Origin of the sequence: Curtobacterium sp. ME12, assembly GCF_903970855.1 — a bacterium.
GTDB lineage: Bacteria > Actinomycetota > Actinomycetes > Actinomycetales > Microbacteriaceae > Curtobacterium > Curtobacterium poinsettiae_A.
In genome coordinates, this window is the sequence record NZ_CAJCKD010000037.1 from 1 (window position 1) to 14,116 (window position 14,116).

The 14,116-nt window shown below is 73.5% G+C and carries 16 protein-coding genes; 5 read left to right on the top strand and 11 right to left on the bottom strand.

Going from position 1 to position 14,116, the window contains the following annotated elements; translation table 11 throughout:
• The coding region (locus tag H7A73_RS15060) for a coiled-coil domain-containing protein (protein ID WP_182066704.1) at window positions 1-1,014 on the top strand (1,014 nt) is incomplete at its 5' end.
• Between the two features lie 31 nt (window positions 1,015-1,045).
• On the opposite strand, the gene H7A73_RS15065 is transcribed toward H7A73_RS15060, so the two are convergent.
• The 8 genes from H7A73_RS15065 to H7A73_RS15100 all read right to left on the bottom strand — a co-directional run bounded on the left by H7A73_RS15065 (window position 1,046) and on the right by H7A73_RS15100 (window position 6,325).
• Entirely contained in the window at window positions 1,046-1,417 is a 372-nt protein-coding gene (locus H7A73_RS15065) for a ferredoxin (protein ID WP_182066705.1), read from the bottom strand.
• On the bottom strand, window positions 1,414-2,721 hold the full coding sequence (locus tag H7A73_RS15070; protein ID WP_182066706.1) for an NADH-ubiquinone oxidoreductase-F iron-sulfur binding region domain-containing protein: 1,308 nt from the start codon (window positions 2,719-2,721) through the stop codon (window positions 1,414-1,416). The genes H7A73_RS15065 and H7A73_RS15070 overlap by 4 nt, the downstream gene beginning before the upstream one ends.
• Window positions 2,718-3,275, bottom strand: coding sequence for a ferric reductase-like transmembrane domain-containing protein (locus H7A73_RS15075; protein ID WP_182066707.1), 558 nt, complete (start codon window positions 3,273-3,275; stop codon window positions 2,718-2,720). Before H7A73_RS15075 ends, H7A73_RS15070 begins: the two co-directional genes overlap by 4 nt.
• Window positions 3,275-4,249, bottom strand: a complete 975-nt coding sequence (locus H7A73_RS15080; RefSeq protein WP_182066708.1) for an FAD:protein FMN transferase — start codon at window positions 4,247-4,249, stop codon at window positions 3,275-3,277. Before H7A73_RS15080 ends, H7A73_RS15075 begins: the two co-directional genes overlap by 1 nt.
• Window positions 4,246-4,590, bottom strand: coding sequence for a hypothetical protein (locus H7A73_RS15085; protein WP_182066709.1), 345 nt, complete (start codon window positions 4,588-4,590; stop codon window positions 4,246-4,248). Before H7A73_RS15085 ends, H7A73_RS15080 begins: the two co-directional genes overlap by 4 nt.
• A 141-nt stretch (window positions 4,591-4,731) precedes the next feature.
• Window positions 4,732-5,349, bottom strand: a complete 618-nt coding sequence (locus H7A73_RS15090; RefSeq protein WP_182066710.1) for a CE1759 family FMN reductase — start codon at window positions 5,347-5,349, stop codon at window positions 4,732-4,734.
• A gap of 156 nt (window positions 5,350-5,505) precedes the next feature.
• Window positions 5,506-5,775 carry a 30S ribosomal protein S15 gene (gene rpsO, locus H7A73_RS15095; RefSeq protein WP_017885935.1) on the bottom strand — a complete coding sequence of 90 codons (270 nt, stop codon included), beginning with the start codon at window positions 5,773-5,775 and terminating at the stop codon, window positions 5,506-5,508.
• Window positions 5,776-5,875: 100 nt separating this feature from the next.
• Complete coding sequence (locus H7A73_RS15100) at window positions 5,876-6,325, bottom strand: VanZ family protein (protein ID WP_084741173.1); 450 nt, start codon at window positions 6,323-6,325, stop codon at window positions 5,876-5,878.
• A 181-nt stretch (window positions 6,326-6,506) separates the two neighbouring features.
• Here H7A73_RS15100 and H7A73_RS15105 point away from each other — a divergent pair, with 181 nt between their 5' ends.
• The 3 genes from H7A73_RS15105 to H7A73_RS15115 all read left to right on the top strand — a co-directional run bounded on the left by H7A73_RS15105 (window position 6,507) and on the right by H7A73_RS15115 (window position 8,998).
• Window positions 6,507-7,583, top strand: a complete 1,077-nt coding sequence (locus H7A73_RS15105; RefSeq protein WP_182066711.1) for a glycoside hydrolase family 6 protein — start codon at window positions 6,507-6,509, stop codon at window positions 7,581-7,583.
• 66 nt (window positions 7,584-7,649) lie between these two features.
• Window positions 7,650-8,699 carry a M4 family metallopeptidase gene (locus tag H7A73_RS15110; protein WP_182066712.1) on the top strand — a complete coding sequence of 350 codons (1,050 nt, stop codon included), beginning with the start codon at window positions 7,650-7,652 and terminating at the stop codon, window positions 8,697-8,699.
• A 29-nt stretch (window positions 8,700-8,728) separates the two neighbouring features.
• On the top strand, window positions 8,729-8,998 hold the full coding sequence (locus H7A73_RS15115; protein ID WP_182066713.1) for a protealysin inhibitor emfourin: 270 nt from the start codon (window positions 8,729-8,731) through the stop codon (window positions 8,996-8,998).
• 143 nt (window positions 8,999-9,141) lie between these two features.
• Here H7A73_RS15115 and H7A73_RS15120 read toward each other — a convergent pair whose 3' ends face one another.
• The 3 genes from H7A73_RS15120 to H7A73_RS15130 all read right to left on the bottom strand — a co-directional run bounded on the left by H7A73_RS15120 (window position 9,142) and on the right by H7A73_RS15130 (window position 12,671).
• Window positions 9,142-11,385, bottom strand: coding sequence for a HelD family protein (locus tag H7A73_RS15120; protein ID WP_259362930.1), 2,244 nt, complete (start codon window positions 11,383-11,385; stop codon window positions 9,142-9,144).
• Window positions 11,386-11,463: 78 nt separating this feature from the next.
• Window positions 11,464-12,300, bottom strand: coding sequence for an aldo/keto reductase (locus H7A73_RS15125; RefSeq protein ID WP_182066715.1), 837 nt, complete (start codon window positions 12,298-12,300; stop codon window positions 11,464-11,466).
• Window positions 12,300-12,671 (bottom strand): FKBP-type peptidyl-prolyl cis-trans isomerase, encoded by a 372-nt coding sequence (locus tag H7A73_RS15130; protein ID WP_182066716.1) that lies wholly within the window; start codon window positions 12,669-12,671, stop codon window positions 12,300-12,302. The genes H7A73_RS15125 and H7A73_RS15130 overlap by 1 nt, the downstream gene beginning before the upstream one ends.
• 69 nt (window positions 12,672-12,740) lie before the next feature.
• Between H7A73_RS15130 and H7A73_RS15135 the strand changes: the two genes are divergently transcribed.
• Window positions 12,741-14,060 (top strand): MFS transporter, encoded by a 1,320-nt coding sequence (locus H7A73_RS15135; RefSeq protein ID WP_182066717.1) that lies wholly within the window; start codon window positions 12,741-12,743, stop codon window positions 14,058-14,060.
• The last annotated feature ends 56 nt before the right edge of the window (window positions 14,061-14,116 follow it).

The following is a 14,116-nucleotide window of genomic DNA, read 5'->3' on the forward strand; positions in this document are numbered from 1 at the left end:
GCAGCCGCGAAGTCGCAGGCCGCCCTGGTGGCCTCGTCGAAGGCGGACGCGGCCGAGGCGGAGTTGGCGTCGGCCACCCAGGCCGCCACGAGCCTCCAGGCCCAGGCGCAGCACGCGAGCGAGACGGCGGACCGGGCCCAGCAGCGAGCCGGCCAACTGGCCGCGAACCTGTACCGCGACGGCAGCACGAACCAGATGACGACCCGGATCGCGACCGCGAAGGACCCGGACCAGCTGCTGTACCAGCTCGGCGCCCTCGACCAGCTGTCGGAGACCTGGTCCGGCGTCATGGACGAGGCGTCCGTCGCAGCCGGCACGGCGTCGTCGCTGCACGAGCAGGCCGAGCGGGCCGAGACGGAACGCGCGACGCGCGCGCAGGCGGCCGAGGAACGCTCGGCCGCGGCGAAGTCGGCGGAACAGGCGGCGGACGCCGCCGTCGAGTCGACGGAGCAGCACAGCGACGAGCTGTACGCACAGCTCGCGTCGCTCAAGGACAGCACCGCGAAGCAGGAGGCCGGGTACGAGCTCGGCCAGCGGGTCGCCGCGCAGAAGGCGGAGCAACAGCGCAAGCGGGCCGCAGCGGCGGCGGCCGAGGCGGCGGCCAACGCAGCCACTGCGAACGCCGGCAGCAGCGCCCCCGGCGGTGGCGCCACGAGCGGCGGCACCGGCTCGTCCTACCCGAGCACCGGGGGCGTCGCCGTGGACCCGGCAGCCGCACAGGCCTACGCACGGAGCGCGCTCGGGTCGTACGGGTGGGGCTCCGACCAGTTCTCGTGCCTGGTGTCGCTCTGGACGCAGGAGTCCGGGTGGCGGGCGAACGCCCTGAACGCCTCGAGCGGCGCCTACGGCATCCCGCAGTCGCTGCCGGCCGAGAAGATGGCGGTCGCCGGAGCCGACTGGCGCACCAACGCGAACACGCAGATCGACTGGGGGCTCGCGTACATCAAGAGCGCCTACGGCTCACCCTGCGCGGCGTGGGGCCACGAGATGAGCGTCAACCCCCACTGGTACTGAGCGCCGGGCCGGCCGGGCGGTCTCCCGCCGCTCACCGCTCCACGAGTCTGAGCGCCTGCAGGGGGCACATCGCGACGGCGTCGGCCGCAGCGGCCCGCTCGTGCGGACGGACCGGGACGTCACGGGAGCCGGCGCCGGGGGCACCGGGGTCGCCCGGGCTGCCGGCGCGGGCACCGGGGTCGCCGGCGTCCGGCCGGGCACCGGGGTCGCCGGCGTCCGGCCGGGCACCGGGGTCGCCCGGGCTGCCAGCGCGGGCACCGGGGTCGCCGGCCCGGGCGATCGGGTAGCCCCACTCGTCGCGCTCGAGCCGTTCGGCGAACAGTTCGGTGCAGAGTCCGCGGCCCCGACAGCGCGTCCAGTCGACGTGCAGCGAGACGTCGCCCGTGGCCGCACCCCCGCTCACCGCGCACCCCCGCGCTGCAGCAGGCACCCGCCGCCGAGGTGCGCCTGCACGTCGTCGTGGAACACGTCGAGTGCGCTCCGCACCATCCGTGCCACCCCGTCCGGGTGGTGACACGCCCCTCGACCGTCGACCAGCGCGGCGACCCGACGCACCTCGCCCGCCAGGTCCCCGGCTGCTCGCCCGGAGGCGACGCTCCCGACGCCGGCTCGTCCCGACGCCAGGTCCCCGACGACGTCGGCGATCCGCGGCAGCCCGTTCACGCACGGTCCGCACCGTCCGGCCGACGCTCCAGCGAGCGCCGTCGCCAGCCGTGCCGTCACCGCGATCGGGCAGGTCCGGTCGTCGAGCACGGCGAGCACGCCGGCCCCGGGCACCGCGCCCCACCGTGCCAGCCCCTCGGGGTCGAACGACGCGTCGAGGGCCGCGGCGGCCAGCCACGTCCCGCCCCATCCGCCGACCAGCACGGCGCGTGCGTGCACCGGATCGGTCACCGGCAGCCGGGAGGCCCGCAGCAGTTCCCCGAGCGGCGCACCCCCGGCGGTCTCCAGCACCACCGCGGTGGTCGGGTCCGTCACGTCGCTCACCGTGACGAGCCGGGTGCCTGGTGCACTCGTGCTGCCGACGCCCCTCGCCCACGCCGCACCGAAGCGCACGACGAGTGCCGCCTGGGCCAGGGTCTCGACGTTCGACACCAGGGTCGGTCGCCCGCTCGGCCCCCGTTCGGCGAGCCGCACCACGCGGTCCTCGGGCAGACCCCGGCCACCGGCGACGGCCGACGCGAGGGCGCTGGCCTCCCCGGAGACGAAGGAGGCGTGGGGCAGGATCCGCACGCTGATCGGGACCGGGCCGGCGCCGCGGCCGGCGCCGCGGTCGGCGCGTTCCGCCAGGGCCCGGCGGACAGGACCGGCGAGTCGGTCGCTGGTGGCGAGGACGGCCTCGGACGCCCCGATCGCGGCGGCCGCGACGACGATGCCGTCGAGCACCAGGTGCGGTGCGCGCTCGAGCAGGACGGCGTCCTTGCGGCTGGCGGGTTCCCCCTCGGCGCCGTTCGCGACCACGAGGGGCGCACCCCGGCCCCGACGGCGGCCGCGGGCGGTCACTGCGGCGAGCTTCCGGGCGAGCGGGAAACCGGCTCCGCCGCGACCGTCGACGCCGGCGCGTCCGAGTTCGTCGACCACCCACGGGCCGAGTTGCGGCATCGGGCCGAAGGCGTCCTCGTGGTCGATGCGCGCCGGACCGGGTGCGGCCAGGAGCCGTCGGGTGCCCGTGGGCGGGACGACGGTGCGTGGGTGGGTCAGGGTCATCGGACGACCTCCAGCTTCGCGGAACGGAACTCGGTGACACGGGCGGTGCAGCGCCAGACGACGGCGGCGACGACGGCCGCGGTGCAGCCGCCGGCGAGCACGAGGAACCACACGGAGGTGCCGTCGGTCCCCGTGCCGACCGCGTGGGCCAGGGCGATCGGCCACATGACGTAGGCCGCCCGGTGCACGGCGCGGAAGACCCGCGGGCCGATCGCACGGCGGAGCAGTGCGGTGACGACGAGCACGACGAGCAGGTCGACGGCCAGGGTGCCGAGCCCCAGCCAGAACCACCGGTACGCGCCGACGAACGGCACGACCGTGTCGAGCAGGCGGAGCTCGGCCTCGGTGTCGAGCAACAGCGACCCCACGTGCACCGCGACGAACACGGTGGCGGCGAGGGCGACGTCCCGGTGCACGAGCTGCACGGCGAACCGGGGCAGTCCGGGCAGCGGTCGTCCGCCCCTGGTGACGATGCCGAGGAGCACGGTGAGGGTGAGGAGCAGGACGGCGGTGACGCCGGTGCCCCGGCCGACCACCCAGAGCGCGGTGTCCATCAGGCGACCGCCGATCGGTCGTCGTCGGGCCGCTCGTCGGCGCGCTGGTCGTCCGTGCCCTGGTCGTCGGGCCAGCCGCCGAGCCGCACGACCGTGCCGTCGGCGGCGACGAGCCGGGCGGCGCGTCCGCTCCGCCGGAGCCACTCAGCGGCGGTGCGACCGCGCACGACGGCGGCGGTCGTCATCGTGTTGGCGGTGGTGCACGACGGGGCGACGACGGTCACCGTGCGCCAGACCGGCTCGGCGGGCAGACCCCACCGTGGGTCGAGGATGTGGTGCCGGGTGGTGCCCTCCTGCTCCCAGCGGCGCTTCTGCGTGCTCGAGGTCGCGACGGACCACCCCGAGGCGATCCGGACGTGGTCGACCGGGTCACCCTCGAGGTCCTGCACCCGCACCTGCCAGCCGCCGGACGGATCCGGGCCGGCGGTCGCAACGTCGCCGCCGAGCGACACCAGCGCACCGATGCCGAGCCGCGCGGTGATGCTCGCCGCAGCCATGTCGGCGGCAGCGGCCTTCGCCGTGGCACCGAGGTCGAGCGTGACGCCCTCGGGGATGCGCAGGAACGTGCCCGACAGCAGGATGCGCTGCCACGCCGGACGGTCGTCGAGTGCACGCGACAGGGCCTCGGGCGACGGGACCGGCCGGGCGTCGGCGAAGGCAGCGTCGTACCCGAGGGACACCATCCGGCGCCCGAGGGTCGGATCGACGTCGCCGTCGGAGAGCCGCGCTGCGTCGAGCGCCTGGTGCACGAGTGCGGCGAGGAGCGGCGACACCTCGGTGCCACGCACCAGGTCGTCGGCGCGTGCGGTGAGTTCGGAGTCGTCGCGGAATCGGCTGCACGCGGCGTCGACGGCGGAGGTGACCCGCCGGACGCAGGACTCCGCGGCGGCGAGGTGCCGACGGTCCCGGTGGTCGAGGACGACCCGGGCGGTCGTGGTCCAGAGGTCCCACTCGGTGGTGGCGCGCACGGTCACGACCCCGTCGTCGTGGTGTCGGAGGTCCCGCCGGTGGTGCCCTGCGAGACGCCGGTGTCCGAGTCGGTCGTGTCCGAGTCCGTCGTACCGGAGTCGGTCGTTCCGGAGTCGGTCGCGGCGTCGGTCGGCTGGGTCGACGAGTCGGTGTTCGTGCTCGTGTCGGCGCTGCTGCTGGACTCACTGCTGCTGGAGCTGCTCGTACTCGTGTCACTGCTCGTGCTCGCCTGCTCGTGCCCGAGCCAGAGCCCCGCACCGGTGACCACCGCCACCACGAGCCCGCCCGTGCTGACGAGCGCACTCGTGATCCGTGCGGATCGCCTGCCGCTGCCTCTGGTGTCCATCGGTCCTCCTCGTCGTCATGACGAGGTTCCCGAGGGCACCGATGAGCGAGCCGCGCACCCGCCGCGCACCGACCATACGAACCCTGTGGTCCGCCTAAGAGCACGTGCCCCCGGCGACGGCGGCGGCGACGGGTCCGCGGGTCAGTGGCCGAGGCCGCCGAGCAGGCTCGCGAAGTCCGGGGTCGCGGGGAGCGCGTCGGCTTCCCGCGGCGCCCGCCTGGAGGCGCGGATGGCCCAGGCCAGGTCGGCTCCGGCCCGGCGGATGCGACCGTCCAGGGCGGCCGCGTCACCGTCGGTCCCCCAGTCGTCGGTCGCGGCGAAGACCCCGGTGGGCACGATCGCTGCGCGCAGGTACGCGAAGACGGGCCGCAGCGCGTGGTCGATCGCGAGGGAGTGCCGCGAGGTCCCGCCGGTGGCACCGAGCAGGACGGGCATGTCGGCCATCGAGTCCTTGTCGAGCACGTCCAGGAACGACTTGGCCAGTCCGCTGACGCCGGCGGTGAAGATCGGCGTGACGAACACGACGGCGTCGGCCTCGACCACCGCAGCCGTCGCTGCCGAGAGCGCCGGGGCAGCGAAACCGGTGAGCATCGCGTCGGTGATCTCGTGCGCGAGCGGCCGGAGCTCGACGTGCACGACGTGTGCCGGGGTGCCCTCGGCGACGAGCGACGCCACGGCGGCCTCCCCCAGACGGTCGGCGAGCAGGCGGGTGGAGCTGGGCTCGGAGAGCCCGGCGGAGACGACGGCGATGGTGGTCATGATGCTTCCCGACTTTCGATGCGTTTGCATGAACATAGCATCCAACCCGGTTCTGCTCACAACCATTCCCGTCGCCACGGCCCGCGCCCGGGAACGAAGAACGCCCCGGTCCTCACGAGGAGGTCCGGGGCGTTCGGTCAAGCGTGTGTCGGTCGACTAGCGACGCAGGCCGAGGCGCTCGATGAGCGTGCGGTAGCGGGCGATGTCGACGTCGGAGAGGTAGCCGAGGAGACGGCGACGCTGACCGACCATGAGGAGCAGGCCACGACGCGAGTGGTGGTCGTGCTTGTGCTCCTTGAGGTGCTCGTTCAGGTCGTTGATACGACGCGTCAGAACGGCGACCTGGACCTCGGGGGATCCGGTGTCGCCCGGGTGGGTCGCGTACTCTTCGATGATCTCCTGCTTGACCTGTGCGTCAAGTGCCATGGTGATCCCCTTCCTGTCCGTTGCGCGGTGCCCGTGCCTGATGCACGAGCGCTCTTTGTCCGCGGCCGTTCGACGGCAACCGCAGAAGACTACCAGAGTCCTAGGCGGTCCTGGGGTGCAGACGGCGTCGGCGGCGACGCTCCGGCAGCAGACTGCGGACGAGTCCGACCAGCGTCGCACCGAGCAGTCCACCGAGGCCGTTCGACAGCACGTCGCGCGGGTCCGCGACCCGGTACGGCAGGTAGGTGGCCTGCGCGAACTCGATGCCAGTGGACAGCGCGACCGCGACGAGCGCGCCGAGGATCCACCAGCGCCGGGGCAGCCACAGCGCAGCGAGCATCCCCACGGGCACGAACATCGCGATGTTCGCGAGGAACTCGGTGCGCTCGTACGTGAACCAGGCTCCGTGCGGCAGCTGCTGCACCCAGGCGATCGCGTGCAGCACGAGCGAGTTCTGGGCCGAGGTGAAGACCTGCGGGGTCAGCGTCATCCGCCAGATCACCCAGGCGTAGCCCGCGGTCAGGGCGAGGAGGAGGAGTCGACGGAACATCCGCACAGTGTGCTGCACGGTCCTGCGCGGTCGCTGGAGCGCTCCTGTCAGCCACCGGCACGACGCCTGGGCGATCACGGATCGGCCCTGGTCAGGACTCCCCCGCACCTGTCAGCATGGGTCCGGGCGCGCTCGGCGCCCGCACCCCGACACCGCACGGGCAGATCAGGAGCACCGCAGCATGCCGGAGCACGAGGCACCCAGCACCGGACGCCGTCCCCGCGCGAGCGGCCTGCGGCAGTGGGGGTGGATCGCCGCTGCGGCCGTCGTCGTCGCCGCGGTCGTCACGACGCTCGTCGTCGTCGGCCCGTGGAACGGCGGCCGGCCGGACGGCGACGGCACCCCGAGCGGGCGTCCCGTCGCCGAGCGGAAGTCCGCGGCCGAGGCGTTCCCGGGCGGGCTCGCGCGCCAGCCGACCGCGGTGAACCAGGCCGGCATCCGCGAGCGCCAGGCCCGAGCCGACGGTGACACCCGGACCGCCGAGCAGATCGCCGTGATCGCCGACCAGCCGATCGCGACCTGGCTGACGAACACCTCGCGGGCCGAGACCCGATCGACGATCCGGTCGGTGGTCGGCACGGCCGAAGAACGCGGCGCCACCCCCGTGTTCGTCCTCTACAACATCCCGGACCGCGACTGCGGCAGCTACTCGAAGGGCGGCACCGAGGACGACGCCTACCTGCCGTGGGTCCGTTCCGCCGTCCGAGCGATGGCCGGTTCGCACGCCGTCGTGCTCGTCGAACCCGACTCGATCGCCCAGATCCAGAACTGCGAGCGGCTGCGCGACGAACGCCTGCCCCTGCTGCGGAAGGCCGTCGACGCGCTGACCGGCCACGGGCTCACCGTGTACCTGGACGGCGGCAACGAGAACCGTGTGCCGACCGCCACCATGGCGGACTGGCTGCGGCAGGCCGGCGTCGACGAGGTGCAGGGGTTCTTCACGAACGTGTCGAACTTCTACCGCGTCGACCAGGAGCGCGCGTACGCCGACGAGCTCGCCGGCGCGATCGGCGGCGACCCGCACTTCGTCATCGACGTCTCCCGCAACGGGCAGGGGTGGCGGGGAACCTGGTGCAACCCCGATGGCGCCGGCCTCGGCCAGGAGCCGCACGTCACCGGCGGCAGCACCCGGCTCGACGCGCTGCTCTGGGTGAAGACACCCGGGCTCAGCGACGGCACCTGCAACGGCGGCCCCGCGGCGGGCCAGTGGTGGGAGTCGTACGCGCTGGCCCTCGTCGAGCACCGCAAGCGCGACTGACGACCGCCAGCCGCCGACCGACAGCCCACGAGGGGCCGTGTCGGTGCCCGGTGGTTGCATGTGCGCATGACCGCGACCGACCGCATCCGCTCCGTCGTCCCGCCCTACCTGCTCCGCGCCGTCGCCGATGCCCAGGCGTTCCCCCGGGCGGCCTCGGCGGCACGCACCGCGCTGGCTTCGCTCGACGCCGTGCAGGCGCCGAAGCACGAGCACCTGGTCGCACCGCGCGGCGTCAGCGGTGCCGTGGACCGCTCCCCGCGGCGGACGATCACCGACGCGCACGGCACCACGACGCTGCCCGGCACCGTCGTCCGTCGCGAGGGCGACGCCGACTCCGGTGACGCCGCGGTCGACGAGGCCTACGCGGGCCTCGGCGCCACGCACGCCTTCTGGCTCCAGGTGTTCGACCGGGTGTCGATCGACGGCGCCGGCCTCCCCCTCGACGCGACCGTGCACTACGGCCAGGAGTACGACAACGCCTACTGGGACGGCAGCCGGATGGTGTTCGGCGACGGTGACGACGAGGTCTTCCGCCGCTTCACCGTCGCGCTCGACGTCATCGGCCACGAGCTCGCGCACGGCGTCACGCAGTACACCGCCGACCTGACCTACCAGGGCCAGTCGGGCGCCCTCAACGAGTCGATCAGCGACGTCTTCGGCTCACTGGTCGCCCAGTACGCCGCCGGTCAGACGGCGGAGCAGGCGAGCTGGCTCATCGGCGAGGGGCTGTTCACCGACGCCGTGCAGGGCGACGCGCTGCGGTCGATGCGGGCTCCCGGCACCGCGTACGACGACCCGGTGCTCGGGAAGGACCCGCAGCCGGCGACCATGGCCGGCTTCGTCGTCACCACCGACGACGCCGGCGGGGTCCACACGAACTCCGGCATCCCGAACCACGCCTTCTTCCTGGCGGCCACGGCCATCGGCGGCCCCGCGTGGCTGGGCGCCGGTGCCGTGTGGTGGGACGCCCTGACGTCGCCCGAGGTGACCGCCTCGATCGACTTCGCGGGCTTCGCGACCGTCACCGTCGACGCGGCCGGGCGACGATTCGGGGACGGATCCGCCGAGCAGACCGCGGTCCGTCAGGCCTGGCAGCGGGTGGGCGTGCTCGACTGATCGCGCCACCCGGGCGTAGCGTCGAGGGCATGCGCATCGAGGTCCGCCGCTCCGGGGGCTTCGCCGGCACCACACGGCGCTGGCGGGTCGACACCGACACGAGCAGCGACCCCACGGCGTGGTCCGACGTCCTCGACGCGCTGCAGCGCACCCCGGCGCCGACGGCAGCGCCCGTCCCCGACGACTTCAGCTGGACGATCACCGTCGAACGCACCACCGTGACGATCCCGGGTCGCCGCCTCGACGGGCCGTGGGCGGACCTGGTCGCGCGGGTGCGGTCCGAGGGCGACCCGACCTGAGCCGGGAGGCCCGTGGCGGGCCCGCACCGGGCCTCCCGTCCGCCCCGCGGTGACGCCACCGCCCACCGCCGTGCGCAGGAACGGTCGCGTGGGACCGACGGACCCGCCCGTTCCTGCTCACGAAGTGCGCGGGGACGCGACCGTCAGTCGACGTCGATGACCGTCAGACGACGGGTCGGACGCGTCATCGCGACGTACACCGCGGCGGCGGCACGGGCGGCGTCGGCGCCGACGCCGTCCGGGTCGACGAGCAGCACACCGTCGAACTCCAGGCCCTTGGCGTCCGCACCCGTCAGCACCGTGAGCGAGCCGGCGTTCGGCGAGGCGAGGCCCCGGACGTCGGCTTCGGTGCGGGCGAGCCGCTGCCGGATCGTGTCGACCTGGGCCTCGGGGACGATGACGCCGATGGTGCCGGACCCGATCCGCGCACGCTCGGCGTCGGCGACCGCCACGACGGTGTCGAGCATGTCGGCCCGGGCGACGCGGACGCGCTCGACGGGGTCGCCGTCGCGCACTGCCTCGTTGCGGGTGACCGTGAGGCCGGCGCTGTCGGCGAAGGCCCCGGCCGCCTCGACGATGGATCGCGGGGTGCGGTAGTTGACCGTGAGCTGCTCGATGCGGTGGTCGAGCGGCACCTGCGGGGCACGGCCGCGTCGACGACGCGCGAGCGCCCCGATGACGTCGTCCCAGGTGCGTGCGGCACCCGGCGAGGAACCCTGCGCCATGTCGCCGACGATCGTGAACGAGCGCAGCGGGTTGCGGCGGGCGAGCACGCGCCACTGCATCGGCGAGAGCTCCTGCGCCTCGTCGACGACGATGTGCCCGTAGGTCCACTCGCGGTCGTCGGCGGCGCGCTCGGCCGTGGAGCGGGGGTCGCCGCCCTCGGCGAACGAGCCGGCGACCTGCTCGGCGCTGACGATGCCCTCGACACCCATGTTCTCGATGGCCTGTCGGGCGTTCTCGATGTCGCGGTTCCGGCTGGCCTTCGCCGCGCGCTTGGCGGCACCGCCGGTCGGGTCGAACGGGCCGAGCAGTTCGGCGGCCTCGTCGAGCAGGGGGACGTCCTCGACGGTCCAGGCCGTACCGCGGGCACGCTGCAGCAGGGCGCGGCGCTCGGCGGTCCAGTCGGGGGTGAGCGAGGCGAGCCAGTTCGGCCGGGCGTACAGGTCCTCGAGGAACTTCTCGGGCGGCAGCGGCAACCACGCGGTGTTGAGCAGCACGCGGGCGTCGTACGAGCTCCGGATGTCCTCGCGCAGGACCTTCTCGTCGGCCTCGTCCACCGTGGTGCCGCGCTCCCGCAGCTGCTCGGCGAGCAGTCGGGTCATCGCGTCGAGGGCGATCTTGTTGAACGTGACGCGGGCGACGTTGTGCGGCTTGCCGCGGTCCTGCGCACGCTTCATGGCGTCGGCGACGAGCTGCGGCGGGACGACGAGCCGCTCGCCCTCGACGTCGAGCGTGACCGACTCGGTCGGCACGACCTGGCGCGAGCGCACGGCCCGCCGAAGGAGTGCGGCCATCTGCGCGGCACCCTTCACGGCGGCGACGTCGCGGGTGTCGCTGGTCGTCGCGTGCACGGTCGGGTAGAGCGACCCGAGCGACGCCATCACGACACCGGTCTCGCCGAGCGACGGGAGCACCTGCTCGATGTACGTCAGGAACGCCGGGGACGGGCCGACCATGAGCACGCCGGATCCGCGCAGGCGCTCGCGGTACGAGTAGAGCAGGTAGGCGGCCCGGTGCAGCGCCACGGCGGTCTTGCCGGTGCCGGGCCCGCCCTGCACGATGAGCACGCCCTCGAGCGGGGAGCGGATGATGCGGTCCTGCTCGCCCTGGATCGTCGCGACGATGTCGGTCATCCGGCCGGTGCGTTCGGCGGTGACCGCGGCGAGCAGCGCCCCCTCGCCCTGCAGGTGGGTGCGCTCGTCGTCGTAGAGCGAGGCGTCGAAGACCTCGTCCTCGACACCGACCACCCGACGACCCTGCAGGGACAGGTGCCGGCGGGACCGCATGCCCATCGGGTGCGCCGCGGTGGCCTGGTAGAAGGCACTGGCACCGGGGACGCGCCAGTCGAGCAGCAGCGGGCGGTGCTCGGCGTCGCGCAGTCCCACGCGGCCGATGTACCGGAAGGTGTCGTCGGCGTCGTCGGGCTCGGCGACCTCGAGCCGGCCGAAGACCAGACGGTCCCCCACCCGTTCGAGCGTCGCGACGGTGTCCTCGTAGAGCCGCGCGTACGCGTCGCGCTCGCTGCGGCTCTGGTGGTTCCCGCCGACCGCCTGTCGGCGGGTCTCGGCGAGGCGCTGTTCGGCCTCGGCGGTCAGCTCGTCGAGACGACGGAAGAGGCCGTCGACGTAGCCGCGTTCACGGTCGATCTCGGTCGGTTCGGACACACGCAACCCTTCGGGAAGAGGGGGAACCAGTGTACTGCCCACCGGGAGCCCCGCTGTCCCCGAAGGGTCGCGTCCGGGTCACATCTCTTCGTGCGTGTCCGGGTCGCCGTCCCACAGGCGGCCGCGCTCGAGCGCGGAGATCGCCTGCACCTCGTCGTCGGTCAGCTCGAAGCCGAAGACGTCGAGGTTCTCCTTCTGGCGGGCGGCGTCGCCCGACTTCGGCACCGGCACGGCACCGAGCTGGACGTGCCAGCGCAGCACGACCTGGCCGGGGGCCACACCGTGTGCCGCGGCGGCGTCGGCGATCGGCCGCTCGGTGAGCAGTTCCGACCGCTTCGCGAGCGGGCTCCAGCTCTCGGTCACGATGCCGAGCTCCTGGTGCACCTTCCGCAGTTCCGCCTGGGGGAAGTACGGATGGAGCTCCACCTGGTTGACGGCCGGGGCGACCCCGGTGGCGTCGACGATGCGGCGCAGGTGTTCCGGCGTGAAGTTCGAGACGCCGATCGAGCGGACCTTGCCGCTGTCGCGGAGATCGACGAACGCCTTCCAGGTGTCGACGAACTTGTCCACCGACGGGTTCGGCCAGTGGATCAGGTACAGGTCGACGTGGTCGAGCCCCAGGTTGCCGAGGGTCTCGTCGATCGAGCGGTGCGCCTCGTCGTAGCCGTGGTGCCGGCCGGGCAGCTTCGACGTGACGACGAGGTCCTCGCGCGCCACCTCGGACTCGCGGACGGCCTTGCCGACGGCGTCCTCGTTGCCGTAGTTCAGCGCCGTGTCGAGCAGCCGGTAGCCGCTCGCGATCGCGGTGCCGACCGCCGCAGCGCCCTCGTCGCCGTTCAGGCCGTAGGTGCCGAGGCCGAGCTCCGGGAAGCGGTGACCGTCGTTCAGCTCGATCGTCGGGGCACCGACCTGCATCAGCGGACCCCGAGCAGGTCGATCACGAAGATGAGGGTCTTGCCCGACAGGAAGTGGCCACCACCGGCGGGGCCGTAGGCGAGCTCCGGCGGGACGACGAGCTTGCGACGACCGCCGACCTTCATGCCGGGGATGCCCTCCTGCCAGCCGCGCACCAGGGCCGCGAGCGGGAAGTCGATGGGCTCGCCGCGGTTCCAGGAGCTGTCGAACTCCTCGCCGGTCTCGTACTCGACGCCGGCGTAGTGGACCTTGACGGTCGAGCCGGCGGACGCTTCATCGCCGGAACCCTCGACGATGTCGGTGACGACGAGCTCGGTGGGGGCGGGGCCCTCGGGGGCGTCGAACTCGGGCTTGCTGTTCAGGTCAGTCATGCCGATCAGTCAACCAGAGCGCGCACCGGGCACGCGCAACGAGCGTCCAGCCCGCAGAATGGTTCCACCGTGACACCATCGACTCCCGCACCGCCGCGCCGCCGCCTGCTCGCCGACCTCACCCCGCTCCGCCGCTCCCCCGCCTTCGCCCGACTCTGGGCCGGCACCGCGATCGCCGGCATCGGCACCCAGATGACCACCGTCGCCGTCGGTCTCGAGGTCTACGAGATCACCCGCTCGACCTTCGCCGTGGCCCTGGTCGGTGTCATCGCGCTCGTGCCGATGATCGTCGCCGGCCTGTACGGCGGGATGCTCGCGGACGCCTTCGACCGACGCCTCGTCGCGCTCGTCTCGTCGATCGTCGCGTGGGTCGCCGTGGCTCTGATCGCCACGCACGCCTGGCTCGACCTGCACAGCGTCGCACTGCTCTACGTGCTCGCGACGGTGAACGCCGTGGCCGCCACCGTCAGCAACGCTTCCCGCTCGGCCATCGTCCCGCGACTCGTCGGCACCGACCTGCTGCCCGCGGCGAGCGCCCTGGGCGGGATCGCGTCGGGGTTCCAGGTCACCGTCGGTCCGGCGATCGCCGGCGTGCTCATCGCGAGTGTCGGGTTCGCGCCGACCTACACGATCGACGTCGTGCTGTTCACGTTCGCGTTCCTCGGGGTGTTCACACTGCCGCGGATGGCCGCCGACCACGACGCGCTGCGGCCCGGGCTCGGCTCGCTCATCGAGGGTGCGAAGTTCCTGCGGCGGTCGCGCAACATCACGATGACGTTCGTGCTCGACATCATCGCGATGACCTTCGGGCAGCCGCGCGTGCTGTTCCCCGCGATCGGCGCGCTCGTCATCGGCGGCGGGTCGATCACCGTCGGCACCCTGACCGCCGCGTACGCGATCGGGGCGCTGCTGTCGAGCGTGTTCTCCGGGCCGCTCGGGCACGTCCGACGCCAGGGTGAGGCCGTCGGCTGGGCCATCACGGCGTACGGCGGCGCGATCGCGGCGTTCGGCGTGGTCATCGCGCTGGCGCACGTGCTCGGCGGCCGCTCAGGCGAGGCGTTCGGGGTCGAGATCCTGCCGGCACTCGGGCTCGCGGCGCTGTTCCTGGCGATGGCCGGCGGTGCGGACAACGTCAGTTCGGTGTTCCGGAACACGATCCTGCAGGCGGCGTCGCCGGACGGCATGCGCGGTCGGCTGCAGGGCATCTTCATCGTCGTGGTCACGGGCGGCCCGCGGCTCGGTGACCTGTACGCCGGCCTGGTCGTCGCGGCCGGCATCGCGTACCCGCCGGTCATCGGCGGCGTGCTCATCATCGGCCTCGTCGCGCTGCTCCTCCGGATGGTCCCGTCCTTCCGCCGCTACGACGCCCTGCACCCCCACGCCGACTGACGGCGGCGGCGCGAGCGTGCCCGCAAGACACCGGTGTTCGCGCGTGGAACACCCGC